The following is a 25876-nucleotide window of genomic DNA, read 5'->3' as shown; positions in this document are numbered from 1 at the left end:
CACCCATAAATGCTGCCAGCAGCATCAGGAGGATTGTTTTCATAGATATTAGTCTTTTAGTGGTGAATAAGTATTTTTAATTATTACTTGTTTCTGATTTCCTTCTATAGATAATCTGAATGAATATTTTCCACAAATATTTAATATAAAGCGAGAACTCCAAGAATAATTTTCCCTCCAATCAGGATAATAATAGATATGTTATTATATAATTGAAAATCCCTGCTTTCATAAATGAATGGATAGATTTAAGACTTCTCCGGTTAACCTTATCTTTCCAAAATTAATATTTATTTACTTAAAATTAACAATGTTAAATGTGTTGTAGAACATAATTTACCATTTTCTTTAACGGTAAATTATCAGTTTTAACCGATTCCCCCTGTAAAACATTGCCGGGTTAATAAAGTACAGGCCATTCATATAGGCATTAGCTATGATATTATATTTTTTAAGTTCTGTTATACCCCTGTAAATATCAGCATCATTCTTATAACCTGTTATCTGTTTCGCCTTCATCATATTCAGGGATATAGTGTCGTCGTAGCCCATACCGTTTATCAGGAACCACAATATCTTCGTTGCCCTCACACTTAACTTTGGCATCACTTCCCGGCCTGCTTTATATATCTTTACGAAATGGTCTTTATCATATTGCCGATCCCTGATTACAGCATTAAAGCCCCTTCCCTTTACTTCTCCTGTTTCCTCTGCAACAACCGATACACTTTCCCCCTTTAGCATACAATGAAGGCTTCCAGCCAATAGTAATATCGCTTATCAGTTCCAGAAAGGGATTTGTTTCATTTAGTTTTTTCATAAATTTATGTGCGATTTGCATACAATCAATGTGCGAATCAGTCATGCTTTATCCTTAAAAAACTCATAGGTGAAATCCCGGAACCAAAAAATAAAAAAAATAACTAAAAAAATTTTCTACACCGAAACCGTAATTTATCATAATACCAAAGGGGGTTACCCGTACCCCCTCATCAGTTTCAGCCCTACCGCTACACCTCAACACAATCAAAGCTATCAATCAAAGTAGCTAAAGCCGGATTCTCTTTTATCATATTAGATATCCTTTTGAAAATAATGTAGGTAATAGATAATATATAGCTGGCCTGTTTTAGTTAAAAAAACATAATCCCTTATAAGTAAGGTACTGAAAAAATTGTTTATTACATTTAATTTTTTAAATTTGGACTATGTGTAAGTTTGACATATGATGAATATGTGTTTTATTTGATGATTAGATGTATTTTGCCCAAAATTAATTTTATGAAACTTAATACCTGTAATGTAACTAAAATGCCATAAGTAATCACCTATTTTCTAATCACAGAATTTTAAAATAATAACTATGAGAAGATTTGTTTTCTTAGTAGTATCCTTTGTTGTATTTGTTATGATGACTCAGGCCCAAGTCACTATCGGATCAGGATACGAACCAGACCCCGATGCCTTTCTCGACCTTAAGCAAGAAAAAGATGGGGAAAAATCCAATAAGGGCTTGCTTTTACCTAGAGTTGAGCTGGTAAGCATCTATGAATTTGCCCCTTTGTCTGCACATGTTCATGGGATGATAGTATATAATACGGCAACTTCAGAATTTGCAGGCGAAACGAACCTGAATACCCGTGTTTCACCCGGATTTTATTACAATGACGGGGAAAAATGGGAACGTCTGTATATGGGATATACCAATTGGTTCTATATGCCGTCCATCGCTATTCCGACGGCTACAGAGTCCACCCAGTGGGAGTATCTCGATTTGTATCAAAGATATAAGGATGAATTTACGGGAGCTAATACCGCAACCTCTAAAGCCAGTAAGAATGCCCCGCTAAAAGTGCCCTATATACCAGAAGCCGAGGACTTATATTATTACATAACCTATTATCCGAATGATGTCTTTGAAATAGAAGAGATTTCGACTGACGGCAAGATGAAATATAAAGTAAAAGGACCTGCGACAGACTTTTCATATGTTAATATTGTATTTGTACTGAAATAGACAGTATATATAGAAGAGACAACAGGAGACAATGAATACAGCAACATATATATAGAGGGGATACTATATATAAAGGAGATACTATCTTATTCATACTTTCCGTGAAAAAGTATTTACAGAGATAAATATAACAATATGATATATAATAATTTAAAAGTATTATATCCATTCGTTGTTTGGCTATTGTTAATGCAATCCAGTATCGGATTAAAAGCACAAACACCGGGAGGGACAAGCCTTGAAGTAGAATTATGGTTATCGGCCGATCAGGTACAGCGAACAGTATTACCCGCTAACGGAGCGGATGTTGAGAGTTGGACAGACCGTTCGGCCTATGAGCGCAATTTCGTAGAGAATAAAGAAAAAAATGTAGACTACAATACTTTGCCCCGGTTCAAGTATGAAGGGATGAATTACCATCCTGCCGTAGAATTTTATACAACGACAGAATCGGACAGGAGAAACAGATCCAGGAAGTTGATTTCCGAGGAGAATATCCCTTTTAAAAGATATGACGGCAAAGCATATTATACATTTTGGGTCAGCAGGCTGGCACCGGGCAGCACTAATTATTCTACCGTTTTAGCTTTCAATGAGAGTTCCGATGACTATTACGGCTGGTACAAAACCAATCAGATATGGCATAAGGTAAGAGCTACGAATTATACAAATGATGGTAAAGTAGATAAAAGTTACGGTTTGGGTATTGTTTACCGGCAAAATGGCGAAGAAGCTCCGGTAAGAGTGCAGGTACAATACCAGGATGGGGTCAGTTATTCAAAAAACATGATTTCCAGCTATCTATCTAACGGAGGAAACAACCCCGCTGTAATAGGCAATTCTGACTTGAGGGAGGCCAATTATTTCTTTGGCGAGATACAGGAAATTATAGTCCTGTCCTCTTCGGGTAATCCGCCTATCGATCTGGTTGAGTTGAATAAGGTACAATCGTACCTTGCCATAAAGTACGGGATAAGCATTGGAAGCGACTTCAATTATGTCAGCTCGGACGGTGCCGTAATATGGGATAAAACATTGAATACCGGATTTAATGATGAAATCTTTGGTATAGGGCGTGACGATGCGACAGGGCTTTACCAAAAGCAGTCGGTAAGTGCCGATAACAGCCAGCTAAAGATGTATCTGGGAGATCAATTATATGCCCTAAATTCCGAAAACACCAGTGATCTCGGCGATAAAGATTATTTGCTTTTGGGATCGAACCGGGAAAAGCAGTTTATTTCTTATAAATACCAGCCCGGAAATGTTTTTATGGGGGGAGACCTTCCGGGAAACATTCTGGACAGAGAAATCAATCTCAGGAAAGAACTAACCTATAAGGCCCGGACAGGAGCAATCAGGAAAAGCTTTTCAGATGTGAAGCTTGTCGCCGATGCTATGTATATACTGGTATCTGCTAATCCGGACTTCCCATCGGCCGAGACTCGCATATATAATATAGATCCGACAACAAATATTGCTTCGGTACAGATTGACGACGAAGACTATATCAGTTTTGCACTTTTCGAAGGCGTTCCCGGAGGATTAAAATCTAACCTTGAGTTGTGGTTATCGGCGAGCTATTTGTTAGGTAAATCGGAAGACCTGCCGGGGGACGAAGAAGATGTAACCGCATGGAACGACCTGTCGGACTATGGACGGAATTTCTCAAAGTCTGGTAGTTATAGTGTGCCCCGATTCACTTATCAGGGATTAAACTTTAATCCTGCATTGGACTTTTATCAGGATATTCCGGAAACAGAAGCAGAAACAACTAATGTAAGCACAGCCGACAGGCAAAGAAAGCTGGCTTCTAATTCGACTTTCCCTATCGAAGCAAACAAATCTTATTATACCTTCTGGGTTTCGGAAGTTGATGCGGAAATTGCCGGTCTCACGGGAGATCATGAGCCGGGAAGAACTGGGAATAACCGTAAAGGTATAGTTTTTACATTTAACGGATCAAATGAGAACTATGATGATCAGGGATGGAATATAACAAGGACGTCCTCAAATCCGCCTGCGGTGACACTGACTACTTCTACCGGAAATAATAGTTATATAAATCATCCGACAGGAACGGGCATTACGGCAGGTATTGGCGCCATAATCAGGCCTAACACCACAGGTTCTCCTCCGGTTCAGGAATCTCAATATATAAACGGGATCAGAAATTATTATGTTGCTCAAAAAATGTATACCGGATCCCGTACTGCAATTATCGGTAACGCCGATTCCGACAAATCAGGCCCTTTCTTTGGAACAGTACAGGAGATAATCGTATATAGTGGTGTAGCCGGAGAAGTAATGGCCGACGAAGACCTGAAAAAGATACATACTTATCTGGCTGTTAAATACGGCATATCGTTAGATAATCAGGATTATATAACATCCAAAGGAATAAAGATATGGGATGGAACCGGCAATAAGAATCTCGGTTACGAGCACCATGTATTCGGCTTGGGACGCGACAATCCTTCATCTTTGTATGTAAAACAGGCGACCAGTTCGAGTTCTCCTATTTTTACGGCCTTTGTAGGTGAGCTGACCGACTTGAATATGGATAATCCAGGTTTTATAGCTGACGATACGTATGCTATGTTCGGTTCGAACGGCCTGTCGGGGCTGACGGGATACGAATATAACCCGCAAGATGACCCTCCGTTTACCGGTACTCTGGACGAAAGGATCAATTTCAGGGATAGAAATGTATGGAAAGTGCAGTTGACAAATATTGCTGTCGCAGATGTAAAAATCAGTGCCCCCGGAAAATATATCCTCGTTTCAAATACCGATCCGACTTTTCAACCTATAAACACACAAATATATAAGATAGACAGGGAGCTGGACTATGTAGAAGTCCCTTTGAGAGACGGGGATTATATCAGTTTTGCCTATTACGTCATAGGGCCCGGAGGCGTAGTCAACGGGTTGAGGATGTGGCTCGATGCCGGAGACAAGGATTTTATAAATATAACTGATGGAGAAGTCTACCAATGGGGTGACAAAAGTCAGGTAAGTAATACAAGATATTCGTATATGGCTGCAAATTCAGCTAACAAAGTGCCCGGATATGATACTGCATCGGTACATACCAACTTCTATCCGGCAATTAATTACCGCGTGCAGGGAGAATACCTGTCTACAAATAAGGGACCGGCGTCGATGCGTTCGCCACATAGTTATACCGTTTTCCATGTTGTTTATAATGACTTTATTAAAGCCAACCGGTCATATTTTATGGGCTTCGGGTCGAAAATATCGAATAACATTGCGCGGAAACCCGTATTCGGGATGAAAGGGAATGGGACTGTTGTACACGGGCGTTTCTATGAAAATGGTGGAACCCGTGGTGTAGAAGGATCGACAGCCCTTTTCAAGGAGGGAGCTACCTCCATCAATATTCAAACGATAAACAGGGCGACAAGAATGGTGCGCTTCGAATCGAACGGCATTTCTGAAAGCAAAACAGCGGGTGCTTCGCTGGGTAACGGTTCGAGGATGAGTGGGGTAGGTGTCCTCGGCGGAGGTTCGAGGCGCGACTATCAAATGCAGGGTGTGATGGCGCAGTCTATCTTCTACGAGGGCGAACTGGACGATGTGGAGAAAAAGAAACTATATTCTTATCTTGGATTGAAATATGCCGTGACCCTGCGGATGCCTACCGCATTCGATTATCAGTTCTCTGACGGGGTATCCCTATGGGATGGTAATGATGCCCTATACGGTACATACCATAATAATATAGGCGCGCTGGTACGTGACGATACGTCCGACCTGTTTAACAATGTTGCCCGTTCCACGGATGCCGGAGCAACGATTACAATGATGATACGGGGAAATGAGAAAGGAACCAATGGACAAGGAGATACATCCCTCTTAAACGAAAATAAGAGCGCATTGATATGGGGCAACAACGGTGACAACAATATTTATAATTTTACTGCTGCCGAAATAGAAATGTTGTGTGGCGAAATGAGTTCGAAGACCGATAAAATATGGATGGTTAAGAAAACGGCTAACCTGGATAAGGTAGATGTATCGATCCGTATCCTTCAGGGCGATTTCGGCTACTATGTGTCTCCGGGATATCAGATTCTACTGCTGGTTGCCGACGATCCGGCCAAGCTGGATAGCAATAACTGGGATATCGCCATCCCTTCTGTTTACCTCAAAGATGAGCAGCAACAATGTATCAACTATACTTTTACCGAAGAATTTACCTATTTCTCGCTAGGGATAAAAGCATTGCCGGGAGCATGCCAGACCTGCGATTTTGCAGGTACACGGCAAATAGCGTTTACCGCCCAGACGTGGAGCCCCAAGGGGGTGAAGGAGAAGGAATTTAATCTGGGCAATGATGGAAACGAAGATGGTACGGACTTTATTGTAACAGTAAAAACCGATGAGAACGCAATTACTTGGCAAAACAAATATCCGCGCAATTCGTCTCAAAATTCACTGAGGCTATCCAGAAGGAAAGACGCGACGGCTGAAATGATTACAGAGATAACACCAAGTGTTGCTGTTGCCACACAATTCCAGATCTTTAACTTGGACAGGGAAGGCAGCAGGTACAAATATGTTGAGGTTTATGGGTTATGCGAATCAGGGCTTGTAATGCCCCAATTGTCGGAAGTATCGAATAGGGTATCTTCTTACTCCATAACAGGCAATCTGGCAAAAGCCAAGAAGTCTCCGACTTCGGCTTATGCCAACGACCGGGGTAAAATGAATATAACATTTGATTTTCCGGTGGAAAAGATTGTTATAAAAGAGAAAGCCACAGGCGGTAAGACAGGTTCCCAGACATTGGGAATCGGGCCGATAGCATTTTCCTGTCCGGCACCGATACCGACATACAGCGAAGCCGGCTTTGCTTTTTCCAAACAGGCAACTGATACGGTCGTTTATTGTGGGCAGACCAGCAGAGTGGATTATACTTTTCGTATTTACAGCGTAAATTGTGATCATAAAGGCGTGTCTATTTCGGATACATTGCCAAAATATCTGAATTGGGATAAAGACCTGATTTATATTCCGGAAACGGCAATGGGGGCAGATGATTACAGCCTTAGTATTTCTGAAGACAAACGAATTCTTCGAATTAATAACTTAATGGTACCCGCAAACTCCACCCCTTTTATTTTTACGGCACGAGCCAGATTTACCGATAGTGTTGTTATGGATAGTACCTATTATAATCAGGCATGGCTGAAAACTTCTTTGACAAAGGATGATGTTGAGATCGAAATTGATCCGCAGCCAAGCGCCGATTATTACAGAGGCGAAGGTTTTAAATCCTCGACTTATGTCAAGGATGGCGGGGCAAGGCTGAGTCTTGTTACCGTGACGGCAGAGAAAAGCAGGGATTGTTATAGTCCTTCCAGTGTAATTATGGTAACATTGCGTATCGATAATCCGAATGACAACATCACCAATATGATATTTGATGTAGACTACAATGAAGAGTTTAAATATGTATATGGCAGCCTGCAATCGTCTATATCAGGCATAGAAGGTAATCCTAATTTCGATACGGACGAAGATGGTGTTGTACCGGGATTGTTTTATTTAGAGAATTTTACATTACCGGCCAATACGGTGTCTACTATTACTTTCAAACTGCAAGCGCCGCTTAAATCCGGTTTGATAGGAGACGTCGATGAAGCCGACAATCCGTTGGACTGGGAAGGCAAAGTTCTGACAGGTTCATTTAATTCGGATGATCAGGCTATTATAGATCTGGTAATAGGATATTCATTCGGTACGGATATGGATAATATTTGTATGCCTTCTTCCCTCACAGAAGCGGATGGTGAGTTGACGGTACCATTCTGCCGCTCGAAAGAGGCTGTTATTACAAACAGAATGATACAGCCACGTCTCAGATAGTTTAGTGATTATAGAGGTGTTCAAAAGAACACCTCTGTTTTTAGGATAATTATTTGATGACAAGATCAGTCCGGAGTTCCTTTGCATCCTGTGTTTTACTTGGAGAGAGATAAAAGATCCTTCAATAGGCTTGCTTTTCGTCTGGTTTTGATACATTTTAACAGAACTTACTCTGATAGTCTTAATATATAATGTTGAAAAATCAATCTATTTCAGTTTTCTATTTGGTTTCTTCTGCTTTTTGCGCACATTCCCTTTTGTGGTGCTGATTTCCTGTTCCAGAGATGTTTCGGAAATAGGGTTCAGATATATACCGGAATTTTTACCTGTACCGTAACGTCATACCTTACTGCGACTTCTTGCGAATTACCTGCGGCCAATATATTTTTAGAGTGCGACTATCTTTCAGCCACTATTAACAAAGTATATCTATGTGCTTAATCAATAAATTAATAAAGGTTAATGCAGAAGAGGCCGGGAAAAAATCCCGGCCACTCATGAGTAAATAATCACCTTTCTTATTTAAATAGGAGCGAACATCCAATATGTTCCGGCTCCTGCCGAGTTTTGGGCAGCAAGGACTAATTTATCATCATCTAAAACAACTATTTCGTACTGATATACAGGGGCACAGCCATCATTTATAAGCCCTCCGTGAAGAACAGTTACACCGGTTGTTTTCAATTGTCCGACCGACCACGGGTTTCCATTAGGACGATTCAATGTTTTGGTATCGTCTATTGAAAAGAATCCTTCCATTGTTTTTCCATCCGAACGTTTGATCGTAAGTTTTCCTCCCGCCACAGTAAAGGTCATAGTTGCTCCTGTACCTTGATAAGGATAAAGTCCGCATTCATGGTCATTCATCATATCAGACCCAGCTCCCCACCAGTTAGGACTTGTAGCATTCTGCCACTCGCCTATTCCCCAGGCGGTTCCCGTCCAAGTCCATTCTTTAGTTCCGGTTCCACACAGATAACCCCACAAAGGAGATACGTCGAGAAGTGTTTCGATATGAACCGTCAATACTTGTTGAAACTGGGTTCCGTCCGGATTTAATCCCGTATATGTTATGTTCTGGTCTCCTTTTACAACCAGTTTTGCTTCCACATATGAATTGGAACTCGAACCTGTTCCCCAGTTCCAGTTAGAAAGGCATTTATTGCCCTCACTGTTAAGTATGACTTTATTCGAATTCATTCCGTCTACAACAACCGGTGTGGCGCTAATTTTGGCCTCTGTCATATTATTACCTTTCATTTCATCCCTGTTTTCAATAGGATCGCAGGCATATAAGGATAAGAGTAATATTGCTATTGCATATTTAAATATATTATTCATAATTTGTATTTTTGTTGATGTTAATAATACTTTATCAGTCAACCCAGCCATTATATATTGTCGAGTTGTCCCAGCCTGGATTCTGTTTTAAAACTCCATTCGAGAGTTCGATTTCGTCGAACGGTAACGGACGGAAACCTCGTGTCAGTTTGTAGCGTTCGACAAAGCCAACTCCTTGCGCTTTCATCGTTGTAGCCTGTTTTCTGTTATAAATAGAAACACCAATCTGATTTGCCAGTGTCTCTTCTGCGATACCCCATCTGCGCACATCACCCCACCTGAGTCCTTCGAAAGCCAGTTCCCATCGACGTTCGTTACGTAGAGTCTGATCGGAATATGCGACAGTTGACAAGCCTGCCCGGCTACGAACCCGATTTATTCCGTCCGGTGTGTTTGTCAATTCAGAATGCATCAACAACACATCAGCAAAACGTATTAATGTCAAATCTACTCCATGAGCCCAAAACCATTCTGACGATCCAATTGCGCCATAATCATACTCTCCGGAAGTTTCCATAGTGACATAGCAAGACTTAATAGATCCATCACTATTTTTCTCTTGCACAGCCGATATCGGGCATTGCTTCAATTGCCAGTAACCGGTTTCTTCCATCATATTGCCTGTGCCAAACTGAAATGCGTCAAATGTCGTTAAGTCGATTATTGAGGCATCCCTGCGCATATCGTTCGGTTCGGTAGCTTTCCATTCTTCATATAATTTGGTATTGACAGGGCCGGCTCCCCATCCATGTCCCATCGGAAACATATTAACTAAATAGCCCGCTGAGAAATCGGAGCGTGTCCCTAAAGTAAGCCGATAACTATTGTAAACAGATTCATAAGTAAACCATTTAGACATGGTCTTGAAAGGAATATGCATGACCTGTTCCTTGTTTTTGCCATCCTCCACCCATTCAGGGGCATCTTTTGCCAAATAGAAGTCTTTACGTGTCGCTCTATTGGTATACGACCACAAGGAACGAAAATCTTCGACTAAATCGTGCCCGCTATTATCTATACAATCTTCTAGAACTTTAACTACGTCATCTTTTGAAATCGATCCGGTAATAGTATAATCGTCACCCATTAAAGGGAGATTCTCCTTGTTGTAGAATCCTGTATAGAATAGAAATACACGTGCCAGCATTCCTTCTGCTGCCCACCTTGTGAGGTGGCCTGTTCCGGTAACTGTTGCATCCCATTTGTTTGAAGGCATCAGTTCTATAGCATTTTTCAAATCATAGGCAATTATTCCATAGATTTCATCAGGGCTGGCTTGTAGGGGATAGTTCGTTATCTCGTCTATTGTTTCGGGAACTGTAGTCATCAGAGGAATATTCTCGAATAATTGTACTAATTCGAAATAAAAATAAGCTCTCAGAATATGGACTTCTCCCAACAATTGATTTCTCAGGGCTTCATTTTCCAGTTTATCCAGATTGGCAAGCGCCATGTTTGCACGGCTAATCCCTTTATACGACTTTTTCCAGTACGATTGGTATTGATTGAGGTTTGTACACAATAAATGATTTATTGCCTGATAGCCCCTGTCTGTATATGGAGCCCCGCCAAAACAATCATCCGAACTGAGAAGCGCATTTAGCCAGTAAGTGGAAGTAACCCCGTCCTGAGGGGGGTAGAAACAAGAATATACACCCGACACCATCTGTGTGGCATCATCTGTTGTAGTCGGGAAATTACCTGTATTTTTATCTGTATAGCTTTCGGTGTCCAGAAAACCTTCGCAGTTCACGAACATTACTCCAAACAAAGCAATAATAATATATCTATAATATCTAGTCATCATTGTGTTTTTTAGAAATTAATACTTAAGGTTTACTCCAATCATAAAGGTTCTGGGACTTGGATAAAAGCCTAGATCGATACCTGAAACCCAGTTTTTATCGTCTCCATAACCTATTTCCGGATCCATACCCGAATAGCCGGTGATAGTAAATAAATTCTGAGCTGTAAAATAGAGCCGGGCCTGAGCTAAAGGCATCTTTGGAAACAGGTTCTTGAAATCATACCCTACAGTCAGGTTCCTTAATTTCATGTAGTCTCCGTCTTCAATATAAAGATCCGAAAAGTTGCTCAGGTTAGATGCATGGCCGCCCAACCGGGGATATCTGTTGGATGTTCCTTCTCCAGTCCAGCGGGAGAATATATCCGTAGTTTGATATACCAAAGGCATTTTTGTTGCTATTTGCTGACCAAATGCACCAAATGAAGTGATCGACAGATCGAATCCTTTGTATGAAAAATTAAGATTCAAGCCTAATGTGAAATCCGGATGCGGATTTCCAATCATTGTACGGTCGTCTGTTGTTATAGTACCGCTATTGTCCAAATCCTGAAAAATAACATCACCTGCCTGTACACCATCATATTTTGCCTCGGTATTGTCTATCTGTTCCTGATTTTGAAAGATTCCGGCGGTTTTATACCCGTAGAAATAGCCAATGGGATAACCTACTTGCGCACGATACATTTCTCCCGAAGCAATGACACTTGTGTTGCCATGGATAATCCCTTCGGCATTCGCGATGCGTGTCACTTTATTCTTATTATGTGCAAAGTTTACATTAATCCCGTATTTGAAATCGCCTGCCTTATCATTCCAGTTAACTGCGAGTTCTACACCTTTGTTCTCTACATCTCCTCCATTGATAACCGGGGCTCCGACTCCAAAGACCGATGCTATTGGAGCTGTTACCAACCAATCTTTTGTTTTTTTGTTATACCAGTCGAAATTTATACCTAAACGCGACGATAAGAAACTCATATCCAAACCAAGATCTAATTGTTCGGATGTTTCCCATGAAACAGAAGGGTTACCTAACACACCCGCTGTTGCACTGGAGGAAGGGGTTGTTTCGTTAAAAAAGAATGTATCCTCTTCATTAAATACGATTGTAGACAGGTATTGAAAATTACTAATATCAGCATTTCCGTTTTGCCCCCAACTGGCACGAATCTTTAAGAAGTCCAGCCAGTTTCCGGTGGATCCCATAAATGATTCGTTTGAGATAATCCAACCGCCCGATACGGAAGGGAAATACCCCCAGCGATGTCCCCGGGCGAAATTGGAGGAGCCATCGGTACGCATTACAATTGTAGCTAAATATTTTTCTTTATAATTATAGTTAACACGTCCGAAAAAAGAAGCTAAAGTAGATTTTGAATAAGGTGCTCCTGAAACAGCGATTTCATTCAAAGTAGAAGCATTTGTATTAGACAGCCAGGCATGGTCGAAAGAATTCGGGAATATCGAATTAGATCCGGTTGCAGACATATTAGACCCTAAGTTAGCTTTTTCGATAGATTGTCCTATTACCGCATCAAATTTATGGTCTTCGCTGACATAAAATGAATATGCCAGTGTATTATCCCAGGTCAATCCATGATTATGGTTGCTACGCTGGATTACCTCATCCACTGAGTTCATGATAGTAGGAGAAAGTCTATATATGTCAGAGTAACTCCGGTAAGCATAGGCTGACATCTTATATCCGAATTGAGAACGGAAAATCAGACTTTTGACAGGTTGGATTTCCAGATAAGCGCTGCTTTGCAATCTGTACTCGGTACTTTCATTTAATCCTTTTGCCGTTAATGCTGTTAGAGCTACAGGATTAGAACTGGTAAAATTAGAATATCCGAGACTTTCCATATCATAATAATCGAAAAAACCGCCGCTTTCGTTCCGGTTCGGAATCAGAGGATTTCCATCGAGATAGTCGGATATAGAGTTCCAGTAGTAATTTCCAACAGCAATCCCTGATTTTTTCGCGTGCATAAAGTTCAATGTTTCACCTATTTTAATGATGTCAAATCCATTGCCTCTCAGTAAAACAGCTTCGGTGTTTACCCGTGCGGTATACCTATCGTATTGAGATTCTACGGGTTTTCCCAATATCCCTTCCTGAGAAGTGTATGAGAAGCCCATCGACAATTTAGATTGGTCGCTACCACCAACGATATTAATTGAATGATTTTGAATTGGGGCTGCCTTATTATAGGCTTCTTTCATCCAGTTTGTCCCTTCCCATTCACCGTTTTGTATGGCATTCCATGTGGCTGCCGGAAGCTTGCCCTTTATTTCATCCATATAATCCATTATGCCATTGTTGAAAGATTTCTCGTTCTGCAGGTTTATCCACTCTTTTGCAGTTAGCATATCCGGCATTTTATACATATACTGCAAACCATAGTATCCATCATAAGTTACAGACATTTTACCGCTTTTGGCCTGTTTGGTTGTAATCAGTATTACACCATTTGCTGCGCGTGCACCATAAATAGCTGCCGATGCGGCATCTTTTAGCACGTCTATGGTCTCTATATCGGACGGATTGAGAGCATCTATATTTCCGCCTGCAACACCATCGATAATATATAACGGAGATGAACTTCCCACAGTCCCTAAACCTCGGATATTCACCTTAAAACCTTCGCCGGGCTGACCGGATGTTTGCGTAATCATTACTCCGGGACTTTGGCTTTGCAGTGCCGACAAAGGGTTAACAGTGTTTAACCTCTGCAAATCGTCTCCTTTAACCTGTATTGTGGCACCTGTCAGTAATTTCTTTTTTTGTACACCGTATCCTACAACCACAATCTCATCCAGCGATTGAGCATTTTCTTTTAATATTACTATATACAGGTTTCTCCCTTCTTCAACCTTGATAACTTCAGATGCATATCCTATAAGGGAAATGACCATTTCAGAACCGTAAGGTATAGTCAGTTCGTAATTTCCGTCAGCATCCGTCACTATTCCGGTTGTCGGTAAGTTTTTAACGGCTACAACGGCTCCTGCCAGAGATTCGCCGGCAGTGTCTTTTACTGTTCCCCGAATTTTGTGATTTATTTGTGTATTATCCGAAACAGACTTAGTCTCTACCAATTGTATATTTGGGCTTTGTGCCTTCAACCACAAAGGGCAGCAAAATAAGGCTGCAAGATATGCTATCATGCATATATTCCTGCATTTAATCAGCACTACGTTTTTGATTTTTCTCATGTTTACTTTTTTTATGTGAATAATAAGGTTAACTATTGTATGTTTGTTAGAATTTATTCAATCTATCAGCATATTTCCTTGATTATACTGTTGATTATTCGGGAGTTTACTATTTCCTACTCCTGAATCCATAAGGTCTTTCAGTTCATCTAAATAATACCAGTAGATTCCGCGTGGCTTCTCATTGTATTTTTTACAAAGCGAAGCGGCCATGCCCACTACTTCTCCCATCATTCCTGTGGTTCGCATTACCCGGGTCGTGCCCAAAGCGATATGCGTCACGCTGATGTTGCGTCCAGCCATAAAAAGGTTATTTATATTTCGGGAATACAGGCATCGGTAAGGAATAGGATATGGATATATTGCTGTATGTTTTGCTATTGATTTGAATTCTGTATCTGGAAAATGTTTGCTGTTTTCGGGGTCAGGATAATGCAAATCGATAGTCCATGTTGTTGCGGCCGTTCCATCTTCATGAACAAGGAACTTGCGCAAATCGCTTTCTTTCAGTATATAATCTCCTATCAAACGGCGCGATTCGCGCTTACCTGCCATGTAAGCTAGCCAATCAAGTTTTTTGTTTTTGTACTTTTCTTTGTCCGCCGATTTATTTTTCAGAAAACTCCAGTTTGAATATACAACCAAAAGCCCATAATCCCGGATTCGTTCAAAATCATCTATTTGATTATAATTCATTCCTGTTTCCCATGTCCATTCACCCATATCGACTTTTTCGCAATTTTCTTCGTCAAAGATGATACCATAAGAAAAATCGGGAAATTTTATCGATCTATCCATATCTATAGAATACCACTGCACGGATGAACCCATAGTCATATTGTCTGTGACTTGTGGTGCTGTTTCTTCTCCGAATTCGCATTGAGCCTCCCTGCCCATACGCCAATGAGCACCAGCCAGAAAACCTATTGTGCCATCGCCGGTACAGTCGGCAAACAAGGGTGCGGAGAAAAGTAATTCATTCCCGTTCTCTATATGCTCGGCTGTTATCATGGTTATATTTGAGCTTTCTGTTTCCACTTTTACAGCCCTGTAACTGGCAAATAAGGTAATGTTCTTTTCATCCTTAACTATCTTATCCTTTTTCTCGTCTTCATAATACTCGGCAGGTTTAGCATTTCCTTCACGTAAGGGACCAAATTCTTTCTGTAAGTTTCCAAGTTCTTTATATGGACCTACTCCGATGCGGCCACCCAGGTGTACACGGATTTCAGAACTGTTATTACCTCCCAATATAGGCCGATCGTTGATTAAAGCGACCTTACATCCTAACCTTGCCGCCGACACAGCTGTGCTTATACCTGCAATACCGCCTCCGACTACAATCAGGTCGAACTCTCCGGCAGAGTCTGGATTTTCGGGGCGATTGTGTATTCTTTTTCGGAAACAGGCTAGTTCCAATTGGTTAGAAGGAGGTACTTTTCCTTCTTCCGTAGTAAAAAAAATGGCGTCGCAACGTCCATTGAATCCGGTCAGGTCATGGAGTTCGACAGTAGTATCCAGTGAGTGGATTGATACTTGACCTGCATATTGCCATACCCATTCAGTACCAGAATCTCCTAATATTGTGTTTAGTTTTTTCCCGGCTATGCACACGTTGAATTTGCCCGGACCTTTTCCTTTCAGCCACGGAGAAGTCCAATTGAAAGTACGCACATAAACATGGTAAGTAGCTGCCACGGGTAATGTGATCTTAGTTTTTGCTCCGGCAACGGGTACACCCATACCATGAGCCATAAGATAGGGAGACCCCATGATATCCATAAATTGTTGATCGACAACCCAACCTCCTTTGCTTATGAAGCTTTCGGCTTCAAGCAGGTAATCAGCTGCACGGAGCGATGTAGTATTTATAGTTATAAAAAGAGCAAGTAGTGTATATATCTTTTTCATAATTAGCTAATTATTGAAAGACGCGCACGTAATCAATAACATATTCCAGAGGCATTCCTTCCATATCTATTCCTTTTTGGCCACCCCAACCTCCACCAAAAGCGAAGTTCAGGATCAGATAAAAAGGTTGGTCGTACGGCCAGTTTTCCCAGTTACTTTCTGTCGGTTTATTAATAACGAAGCGTTTACGTCCATCAAGATACCATTCTAAACGGTCTTCGTGCCATTCGATACTGTATATATGAAAATCATTCGGTGTAGGAGAAAACACTTTGGATGTAAAACCGTTACCTTTCATATGATTATTTGATTTCATATGAATGGCATAATGTACACTTTCTGGTTCGTACCCTACATGCTCCATAATATCAATTTCGCCACTGTCGGGCCAGCGTCCATAAGAACTCTCTGCAGGCATCATCCAGATAGCAGGCCAGGTCCCTAAGCAAACCGGAAGCTTGGCGCGAACATCAATGCGGCAATATTTCCACTCTGCTTTACCTTTGGTTGTGATACTTGCAGAGGTAACCGGACGTATAGCTCCATCTATCAGGGCACTGTCATTCAATGCGGTTATATAAAGGACCCCGTTCTCTACACGGCAATTTTCCAAACGTCCTTTAGTATAATATTGTTTTTCACCGTTTCGGAGATATCCTTCTTCATATCCCCATTTGGCTGCGTCTACTAATCCTTTGTCATTGAACTCGTCCTGAAAAACTATTTTTGAATATCCTTGCGGAATAGCAACAACAGTATTGTCGGCAATATCCGTACTTTCTTCTTGTGATGTGCTATTGTTTACACAGCTACTGACCAACACCACTATTATTAAACTGTGCAGTAGAGATTGAATTTGTTTCATTCTTATTTATTTTATATTGATTTGAAAATCAGCAAGAAACAATTGTTAGTTATAGAAAATATTGTCCTTCTTCTTTTAATCGTTTACGTAGAAATGACACGTCAATATTATGAACATCATTTTTTGATTGTTTCATTGCTAAAGCAGCAGCCAATCCGGCAGCTTCGCCGGTAACGAGAGAGGGGGGCATTACACGAAGACTACCTAAAGCCTCCTCATCACAGGAAATACATCTGCCTGCTATCAATAGATTTTTTAGTTTTTTAGGGGTAAGACAGCGGTATGGTATGCCGTGCGACTCACCTCTTCCATAATGTTTGGCTTCATAACCGCCAGTATGTATATCCACAAAATAGGAATTACGCCCTATTTCATCATCAAAACTCTTTCTGGCGATCCAATCATGTATGGTAAAGATATAGTCACCTTCGATTCTCCGGCTTTCGCGTATTCCAAGCAATGATGCTGTTTTTACGATAAATGAATTCCCATATACACTTGGTTGATAGTCTTTTATCATTTTCAGATATTCTCCGGCTACTTTCCGCCCCTGAATCATAGCGTCGGATATTTGCCAAGGATTAGTTGTGTCGTTCATTTCGATATGTCCGGCATTGAATTGCACAACATTAGGGCCAGTAAAATTATTGCAACAATGTTTGTCTACCAATGGGTATTTTCCGGATTTCACGGCCTCGTGTAATGGACTATCCGCATTTTCATAATACAGATTAGGGCTGTTTGTGTAAGCATAAGAATCTGCATTGGCTACAGAAAAACATAATGTCGATTTCTGGACTTTGCCGTCACCGTTTCCCATCAAATACCCTGCACCTGCCCACACAGCCAAATCTCCATCGCCTGTGCAATCAACAAAAACTTTTGCTTTGAAGGCAGTAAGCCCTGCCTTGTTTGCTACTATAATGGCATCTATTGTATCATCCGACTTCATTTCTACTTTGGCTAAACGCGAAAAAAATAATACTTTTGCCCCCGAACCTATAACCATATCGTCATAGACGGTCATAAGTTGTTCGGGATTGATAGAAACCCAATCTAATTTTTTTGCGGGTTCATGTGGCACGCCCTTCTTTGCGGCATTAAATATCTTTTCAGCCAATCCGCGATATATAATTTTTTCCCCATCGGAAAACGGACACCATGCAGGAATCATACCGCTAGTTCCCATTCCCCCCAATTGTCCTGTAGCTTCGACCAACAAGGTCTTAGCTCCTTCACGTGCGGCTGCAATAGCAGCAGTACAGCCGGATGGCCCTCCACCAACAATGATAACATCCCATTGATTATCAACTGGAATTTTGGGATTTTTCTCCTTTATGATTGTTTGTGAATTCGCTATAAATGGGACAGAAGAAGCTGCCACAAGCAGACTCGTTTTTTTTAGAAAATTCCTGCGATTAATAGTCATAAGCTATATAGTTAAAAGATTTAAGGCAGAGTAGATGATTTGTTTTTTAATTATGTGTAAGTATTATATTGCAAAAGATATACTAATTCGGAAATAGCTTTTCTATTTCAAATACTTGATATAGTCTTCTTTAATATCTTCACGAAGAAAGATTGTGGACTTCGCTGTAAAATTGACAAAGTCGTCGACAGCCGGATGCCCCGGAATCGGTACATAATAGTGCTCTTCCATATTCCATGCATTTCGCCAGAAAAGAACATAGCTGAGTTCGTATTTCGAAAGTATGGGATAAAGCTGGCCAGTAAAATAATTAGGTGTTTTAATGCCTTCCATACCTGTTTCAGTCAGAGCCGGAATCTTTTTATGTTTCTCGGCAAAATCGCACACAACGGCCAGTGTTTGATCAAATATATCTCTTTGTCCCAGTTTATAGTCATTGTCGGGAAAGTAATAATTGACTCCTATAATATCAATATACTCATTGCCTGGATAGAGGTTAAGCAACTCATCAGGATTATCGGTTGCCCGGATAGAATACGCATACAACACATGATGTATATTCCTTTCGGAGCGAATATATTCTACAGTTTTTCTCCATAATGATTTGTATTCTTCGGGACTGCAATGAGAAATACTCCACCAATACTCATCCTGGCAGTTTCCTGACATAAACAGTCTTAAAATTACTGGAATTTCAATCCCATTATCATCTTTCAGTTCGCAAAGGAAGTCAGAGAGCCTGTCTAATGATATTTTGAATTTGTTATCCAGATTACCGGAAGGTAGTATCAGACCTGCAACAGTATTTCCGGTAGACGTATCATTGTATCCTCCGCCAGTCAGGGGATTGTCCACATGCCAACTTATAGTGGTAGTGATTTGCTTTTTATATCCCTCGATAATTTTATTTTTGATAATACTGAATGGTACTGAATCAATATTTATATCAGCATCCGTTTCTATCTTTCCGAAGTCATACCCGGCTACTGCCGGATAGTCGTGGGTAGCCCTTTTTACGTCCGACCATCCTTCTATATTGAACCATGAATTTCCATATAGCAATCCATCCTGATGACCAATCATGATTCCTTTCTTTTTGACATGAGACAAAAAAGACATTAATTCTTTGGTTCGGGGAGTAGCCTGAACATCCGACACAGGGCATTCTACTCTTTCTGTGACTTTTGCGGGTTGCGTACAAGAAAATAAAAATAGTATAAATACAGTTAAAACCGGTATTTCTTTTTTCAATATCATTTTCCTTTTATATATTAGATACATGGTGTATTATTTCAGAAACTGAGATATGCGAAAATACTTCATATAGATTCACAGAGCTTGTTTAAATCAATCAAATAGTATCATCTATGCACACGGACTTGCAGAAATGTTGCATATTGATGCAGAAATGTTGCAAAGCCCAGATTGGATAAACTAATTCCGGAAAAATGAATTAAATTTGTTATACGCCAACCTCAATACTGAACTAATAGTGGTGAATGGATGCACGATCTGAAAAAATATTTATTTATTGTTGTACTGACTATGATATCTGTATTGCTTTGGGGCAATAACGGAATATACCTTTCGTATATAAATCAGTCGATCAATAGTCATATTCATAAAATATATCAGGATAAGACCGGCTATATATGGTTTTGTACTGACAATGGCTTAAGCAGGTATAATGGGTCTGATATTAAAACATACTATCATGAGTATGGTGACTCTACTTCGTTGATGACGAATTCTGTCCTTACGATTCTCGAAGATAGCCGAAATAATTTTTGGGTAGGTACTACCGAAGGACTTCAACGTTTCGACAGAAAGACTGATACGTTTGAAGCTATAAAGTTTTCATATCCTCATGTTAACGACTTTTCTTATATCAATAGTATTATTGAAGACCGGAAAGGAAATATCTGGTTGGCAACAAGCCGGGCTGGAGCTATTTGCCTAAAAGCCGATACCTATCAACCGACTTATTATATGCCTGTAAACAGCAATATATGCAGCAATAAGATCAATACGATTTTTGAAGATAAGTTTGGAAATATATGGATAGGGTCACACGACAACGGCATTAGCGTTATTAATAGCGGCAATGGAATGATTATTAACTATGTGAACGTTTCGGGTGATGTAAATACCTTGTCAAGTAATAAAATATTTACGATATCCAGTACTCCGGACGGAAACATACTGATTGGTTCCATTGATTCAGGCATTGATTTGTTCGATTATTCTACCCGGCGTATAATCCGCAATTATATACCTGATTGTGAGCGGGTTTACACGCTTGAAAATGACAAAAATAAAATATTGTGGATTGGAACAGATGGAAAAGGGATAAAGCAATATAATTATAATACTAAGCAAACTACAGGTTTCGATTCTTACTCTCCGCTGATAGATATGCGTGAGGCCAAAATACATAGCATCATAGAGGATGTACAAGGAAATATCTGGCTGGGACTTTACCAAAAAGGCGTAATGGTTATACCTTCCAACGAACAAACGTTCCGGACGCTGGGATTCAATCCTTTCTATACAAAAAAGAATATAGGAAAAGAACCGGTATTGGCTATTATTCAGGATAGTAATGGCGATTTTTTGTTTGGGACAGATGGTGATGGCATATACAAGCTCGATTCAGGTAAGAATGTGCGGAAACATTACAATGCTGACTTGTTGAAAGGGCAAAATGTAGTAACACTTTTTCAAGACTCAAAGGGTAGAATATGGGCAGGAACATATTTATCAGGATTATACAGATATCATCCTGAAAAGGATCTATTTTTACTTGAGAACTTTTCTGGAAATGGTGTAGAACTGATAGATATAAATGTCATCACAGAAGATAATAGCGGGAACCTGTGGATAGGAACAAATAGTGATGGCGTCTGTGTATATACGCCGGGATCAAACCAGATGCAGTGGTTGAAGCATGACATACAAAAAACGAGCGACCAATTGCTTAGCAACGCTATAAATACATTGTATTTAAGCGCTTCGGAACAATTATGGATAGGTACCAGCAGTGCGGGATTTAATTGTTATAACATAAAAACAGGAACTTATACTGATTTTACAACGAAGATCTGCGGGCTAAGTAACGACTGCATAAATGCGTTTACAGAAGATAAATCTGGAAATCTATGGGTAGGAACAAAGAATGGTCTTAACTGTCTTGAAAGTAATAGCAATGAGATAAAAACTATATATACAAAATCAGATGGTTTGCCTGATGCCTCGATCAACGGTCTTGAAATTGACGAAAATAATAATCTTTGGATAAGTACCAGTATGGGGCTTGCTTTTTTGAATACAGCAACAGGAGAGATAACCGGCTATGTAACTCCGCGAGGGGACATGAACGGTGAATTTAAGCGTGGAGCACATTGTCGTTCAACCGATGGCGAATTATTATTTGGAGGAATAGGAGGAGTGGTGTATTTTCAATCCTTTACGGAGTTGCCTGCACATTCGTTGCTTGGGCTTGCTTTTACTGATTTGTATATATATAATACACGTGTTGAAGTTAACAGTGACAAGAACTCTATACTTAAAGATGATATAAATAACACACAGGAAATAACACTAAACTATAATACCAAGAGCTTTTCTATCAGTTTCGGCGCAATAGAATATACAGCCAACGATAAGGTGATCTATCAAGTTCGTATGGATAATTTCGATAAAGAATGGAAAACAGTTTCCGCAAACAGCCGGATTGCGACTTACACAAACATTCCTCCGGGAGAATATATATTCAGGGTAAGGGCTTCTTTATCGGGAAATAACCCGCAGGAGAAAAGTTTAAAGATCATTATTACTCCTCCTCTCTGGAAAACATGGTGGGCTATGATCATTTATGTATTACTATTCTTAACAGCAGGGAGTTACGCATATTATATTATTAAAAAGAAGGAAATAAAAAGGAGAGAAAACATTGCAAAAGCTAATGAAGCCCGGATTATGCAATCTAAACTTCAATTTTTTACAGATATCTCACACGAGATACGTACGCCGCTTACCTTGATCCTTTCTCCAATCGAACAACTTATCAAGGAAGAAAAAAACGAAAGGCTACTTAAGTTGTATAAATTAATGTTCTGGAATGCACACCGGATTTTAAGACTGGTAAATCAGACAATGGACATGCGAAAGATAGACAGAGGTAAGGTCGTGCTTCGTACAGAAGAATTGGATGTAGCCGGATTTATAGAAAACATCATATCTTCTTTCAGTTATATGGCAGAGGACAAAAACATAACACTTACATTTAATGTCGGTCAAGGTGTATCTAAGGCCTGGGTCGACCCTGATATCATGGACAAAGTATTAGTAAATGTTATATCTAATGCGATGAAGTATACACCACAAGGTGGCTGCATAAAAGTCCTGGCAACTTCTGAAAACAACTCATTACTTATACATGTTTCGGATACTGGTATTGGAATACCTCATGAATTGCGTGAATCTGTATTCAATCGTTTCTTCCGCATACCTAACGAAGATAATAAAGTAAGAACCGGTACTGGCATTGGTTTACATCTATCTCTCAATTTGATGATCATTCATCATGGAGATATATACATTGAAGATACTGACAATGGTATCGGAACTCGTTTTATTATTAGAATCCCCTTGAATGACATTCGTCTGAAACCCATGACTAATGCAGTAAATACAGACATAAAAGCGTCTGTTATAGAACCTTTGATTATGGTTGAGCAGACTGAAGAGATAGTACAAAGTAAAAAAAACACAAAACATAAACGTCGGTTATTGATTGTAGAGGATAATAAAGAAATACAAGACTACCTTACAGCTATTCTAAAAGATGAATATCTTATATTGAAGGCATCAGATGGAAGAGAAGGGCTTGAAAAGGCAATCAGTGAACAACCCGATTGTATTATATCCGATCTTATGATGCCCCAGATTGATGGGCTAGAGATGTGCAACAGACTGAAAAAAAACGAACAAACACTTCATATACCAATTATTTTACTTACAGCCCGCACAACAATAGAAGATCGTATCGAAGGATTACGTATGGGAGCCGATTCTTATATACCGAAACCATTTAATACCGAACATCTGAAGACACGTATAGCCAAACTAATAGAGTTACGCACGACTATGAGTGATAAATATAAAGGTAAGTTTGAACAAGTTGATGCGAGTAAAGTGAGATCAGCAGATGATATTTTTCTCAAAAAATTTGATGATATTATTCAAGAGCGCATATCCGACCCGGAACTGTCTGTTGAGACAATCAGCAGCCAAATGGGAATAAGCCGCTCACAGTTTCAGCGAAAAACGAAACAGCTGATCCATCAAAATCCCAGCGAATACATCAAGATAGCCAGGCTGAGGTATGCTACGCAATTGTTGGCCACACAAAAATTTACGATATCCGAAGTTGCATATGCTACCGGATTTTCGTCACCATCACATTTCTCAAATAGCTTTCGTGAACAGTATGGGATGTCTCCCAAACGTTACATGGAGCTTAATAATGGAAGCGATGTTTCAAATACGCAAACATATGTAATATAATTGATCTGATTTCTTTTTATAAAGTCAATTTTTTACATTGATCGTTTTATTGTAATTATTTTGTATTTTAATCAATGTATTTTCATAACTCGGATTTATCTTCTTTAACTCTTTTAAAAGCATACGCTGAAAATCTATCAGTGCATCGCTATTTCTCGGATCTTTCAACCCTTCCCCCAAATATATTTGAACAAATTGTGCAAAATGAGTGGAAATATAAGTTCTGTATGCGCCTGAAATACCTTTATCCTGTAATTCTTTATCTAAAAAATCGCGGATAGTATCAGACTCATTCTTTTCATATAGAAAATCTTTTATTCTATCTTCATCTATTTTAGGAAAAGAAGAATATTTCATTTTTTTTCATAGGTATCATTACTAAATTTGAATCTTCGATGAACATTAATAAACTAATATTAATGCACTACGGGTTACATTATCTTATTCATAATTAAAACTGCAGATGTCACAAATACAAAAGATAACAGTTTTCCAGATGATGAAAGTAATAAATATAAGGAAAGATAAATAGCCTTCTGAAAAAAAATAACAGCGGAATAGTTACAAAAATCTTATCTGCAAAAATTCAAATTGTCATAGCAGGGAGAAAATGTAAAACAGAATGGCGAAATTCTATAAAGTCTATATAAAAATTTCCCGATAACTTGCGGTCGTAAACTGAATGCGACTTAGAGAATGAAAACAAGACTGGAATGCGGTATTTACCATTCAGTTTTTATTGCTGATAATATGGGAGTTAGATATCTTTCATCCGGAAGAAATATTATCTGTCCATATGAAATCCTGTAGATTGAAAATGTACTACCTTTTAAAGATAAATTTTTACAATAATAACTTCATTAATACATGGAAACAGCAACATACCGGAAGCAGATAAACGGTTTTATATAAAAAGACAAATATTTAAGACAAACAACAGATTGCAAATCCAGAAAACAACCAGATTATCAAATGTAATATATCAGGAAGCGGAGAAACACCAATGTGTATCGGCCCGTGCAGATATCTCAATACTAAAAAAATATAGAAGAATGATTCCATTTTAAAGAAACATACGACGATCAGCAAATTAAGGACAAACACTTTACTAAAAAATTACAACAAACTAATGAGTTATGAAACTAAGAACTGAAAAATTAATAGCGATACTGGTCTTGCTGGTATGCCTGTCTATTGCCACACACGCACAAGTAACTATCGGTGCTGATAAAGAACCGGACGAGAATGCCCTTCTCGACCTGAAGGAAACAACAGCAGGAACATCGACTAAAGGTTTACTATTGCCGCGCGTAACCCTTAATGCGACAGATGACCCCTCCCCCCTAACCGAAAATGTGAAGGGTATGTTCGTTTATAACACAGCCCCTAATGGTACAGGTGCTACGGCTGTGAAAGAAGGCATTTATTACAACGATGGCTCTAAGTGGGTGAGCGTAGCTTCAGTTGCGGGTGCGTTTCCGCAACAGTTCTACATGCCTTCTATCGTATTGCCGACAGACCCAGTCTCTCTTTCGTGGGGAACTTACGACTCGGGGACGCAAGTATTCACCATCGACTTATACACCGATGTCTATGCCAAACAGTTCGGAATGGTCGATGCCACCACTTCTTATAAAAGTGACGGTGCAGGAACCCTATCTGTGAAGGTTACCAGCGAGTTGGAGTATTTTATCGTCTATTACGACAAAGACACGTTTACCATCGAATCGCTCGATGCCAACGGCATATTGAAATACAAGGCAGACCCGACAAAGGTCACAGAAAAGACGTTCATGAATATTGTGTTTAAAGTCAAATAACGTC

13 protein-coding genes are annotated in these 25876 nt (G+C 39.7%); 4 read left to right on the top strand and 9 right to left on the bottom strand.

Annotated features, from left to right (window positions below):
* Positions 1–348: 348 nt before the first annotated feature.
* Complete coding sequence (locus tag GGR21_RS06090) at positions 349–744, bottom strand: hypothetical protein (RefSeq protein WP_183306293.1); 396 nt, start codon at positions 742–744, stop codon at positions 349–351.
* A gap of 619 nt (positions 745–1363) precedes the next feature.
* Here GGR21_RS06090 and GGR21_RS06085 point away from each other — a divergent pair.
* Together GGR21_RS06085 and GGR21_RS06080 are read left to right on the top strand one after the other, a co-directional pair.
* The gene (locus tag GGR21_RS06085) at positions 1364–2017 is read left to right on the top strand and encodes a hypothetical protein (protein WP_183306292.1); all 654 of its coding nucleotides are present in this window, start codon (positions 1364–1366) and stop codon (positions 2015–2017) included.
* Positions 2018–2152: 135 nt separating this feature from the next.
* Positions 2153–7912 (top strand): hypothetical protein, encoded by a 5760-nt coding sequence (locus GGR21_RS06080; protein ID WP_183306291.1) that lies wholly within the window; start codon positions 2153–2155, stop codon positions 7910–7912.
* A gap of 522 nt (positions 7913–8434) precedes the next feature.
* Here GGR21_RS06080 and GGR21_RS06075 read toward each other — a convergent pair.
* From GGR21_RS06075 to GGR21_RS06045, 7 genes are all read right to left on the bottom strand, one after another.
* Positions 8435–9253 (bottom strand): hypothetical protein, encoded by an 819-nt coding sequence (locus tag GGR21_RS06075; protein WP_183306290.1) that lies wholly within the window; start codon positions 9251–9253, stop codon positions 8435–8437.
* A 34-nt stretch (positions 9254–9287) separates the two neighbouring features.
* Positions 9288–11060: a RagB/SusD family nutrient uptake outer membrane protein gene (locus GGR21_RS06070; protein WP_246348006.1), complete on the bottom strand. Its 1773-nt coding sequence runs from the start codon at positions 11058–11060 to the stop codon at positions 9288–9290.
* A 15-nt stretch (positions 11061–11075) separates the two neighbouring features.
* Positions 11076–14279, bottom strand: coding sequence for a SusC/RagA family TonB-linked outer membrane protein (locus tag GGR21_RS06065; RefSeq protein WP_246348005.1), 3204 nt, complete (start codon positions 14277–14279; stop codon positions 11076–11078).
* A 57-nt stretch (positions 14280–14336) separates the two neighbouring features.
* Positions 14337–16190, bottom strand: a complete 1854-nt coding sequence (locus tag GGR21_RS06060; RefSeq protein ID WP_183306289.1) for an FAD-dependent oxidoreductase — start codon at positions 16188–16190, stop codon at positions 14337–14339.
* Between the two features lie 10 nt (positions 16191–16200).
* Positions 16201–17055, bottom strand: a complete 855-nt coding sequence (locus GGR21_RS06055) for a glycoside hydrolase family 16 protein (protein ID WP_183306288.1) — start codon at positions 17053–17055, stop codon at positions 16201–16203.
* Between the two features lie 49 nt (positions 17056–17104).
* Positions 17105–18484, bottom strand: coding sequence for an FAD-dependent oxidoreductase (locus GGR21_RS06050; RefSeq protein ID WP_183306287.1), 1380 nt, complete (start codon positions 18482–18484; stop codon positions 17105–17107).
* 102 nt (positions 18485–18586) lie between these two features.
* Positions 18587–19735, bottom strand: coding sequence for a glycoside hydrolase family 26 protein (locus GGR21_RS06045; RefSeq protein ID WP_221232935.1), 1149 nt, complete (start codon positions 19733–19735; stop codon positions 18587–18589).
* A gap of 252 nt (positions 19736–19987) precedes the next feature.
* On the opposite strand from GGR21_RS06045, the gene GGR21_RS06040 reads away from it, so the two are divergent.
* On the top strand, positions 19988–24052 hold the full coding sequence (locus tag GGR21_RS06040) for a hybrid sensor histidine kinase/response regulator transcription factor (protein ID WP_183306285.1): 4065 nt from the start codon (positions 19988–19990) through the stop codon (positions 24050–24052).
* A gap of 24 nt (positions 24053–24076) precedes the next feature.
* Here the strand turns inward: GGR21_RS06040 and GGR21_RS06035 are convergent, their stop codons facing one another.
* Entirely contained in the window at positions 24077–24409 is a 333-nt protein-coding gene (locus GGR21_RS06035; protein ID WP_183306284.1) for a hypothetical protein, read from the bottom strand.
* 779 nt (positions 24410–25188) lie between these two features.
* On the opposite strand from GGR21_RS06035, the gene GGR21_RS06030 reads away from it, so the two are divergent.
* Complete coding sequence (locus GGR21_RS06030) at positions 25189–25872, top strand: hypothetical protein (RefSeq protein WP_183306283.1); 684 nt, start codon at positions 25189–25191, stop codon at positions 25870–25872.
* Positions 25873–25876: the final 4 nt, after the last annotated feature.

Origin of the sequence: Dysgonomonas hofstadii (assembly GCF_014196915.1) — a bacterium.
In the GTDB taxonomy this organism is placed as follows: domain Bacteria; phylum Bacteroidota; class Bacteroidia; order Bacteroidales; family Dysgonomonadaceae; genus Dysgonomonas; species Dysgonomonas hofstadii.
This window is presented reverse-complemented; position numbering and strand designations above follow the sequence as displayed.

Excerpts from the sequence above, each read along its gene's own strand:
- GGR21_RS06075 (WP_183306290.1), bottom strand. The coding sequence starts at position 9,253 with ATGAATAATATATTTAAATATGCAATAGCAATATTACTCTTATCCTTA.
- GGR21_RS06070 (WP_246348006.1), bottom strand. The coding sequence starts at position 11,060 with ATGATGACTAGATATTATAGATATATTATTATTGCTTTGTTTGGAGTA.
- GGR21_RS06085 (WP_183306292.1), top strand. The coding sequence starts at position 1,364 with ATGAGAAGATTTGTTTTCTTAGTAGTATCCTTTGTTGTATTTGTTATG.
- GGR21_RS06055 (WP_183306288.1), bottom strand. The coding sequence starts at position 17,055 with ATGAAACAAATTCAATCTCTACTGCACAGTTTAATAATAGTGGTGTTG.
- GGR21_RS06060 (WP_183306289.1), bottom strand. The coding sequence starts at position 16,190 with ATGAAAAAGATATATACACTACTTGCTCTTTTTATAACTATAAATACT.
- GGR21_RS06040 (WP_183306285.1), top strand. The coding sequence starts at position 19,988 with ATGCACGATCTGAAAAAATATTTATTTATTGTTGTACTGACTATGATA.
- GGR21_RS06035 (WP_183306284.1), bottom strand. The coding sequence starts at position 24,409 with ATGAAATATTCTTCTTTTCCTAAAATAGATGAAGATAGAATAAAAGAT.
- GGR21_RS06080 (WP_183306291.1), top strand. The coding sequence starts at position 2,153 with ATGATATATAATAATTTAAAAGTATTATATCCATTCGTTGTTTGGCTA.
- GGR21_RS06065 (WP_246348005.1), bottom strand. The coding sequence starts at position 14,279 with ATGAGAAAAATCAAAAACGTAGTGCTGATTAAATGCAGGAATATATGC.
- GGR21_RS06030 (WP_183306283.1), top strand. The coding sequence starts at position 25,189 with ATGAAACTAAGAACTGAAAAATTAATAGCGATACTGGTCTTGCTGGTA.
- GGR21_RS06050 (WP_183306287.1), bottom strand. The coding sequence starts at position 18,484 with ATGACTATTAATCGCAGGAATTTTCTAAAAAAAACGAGTCTGCTTGTG.
- GGR21_RS06090 (WP_183306293.1), bottom strand. The coding sequence starts at position 744 with ATGCTAAAGGGGGAAAGTGTATCGGTTGTTGCAGAGGAAACAGGAGAA.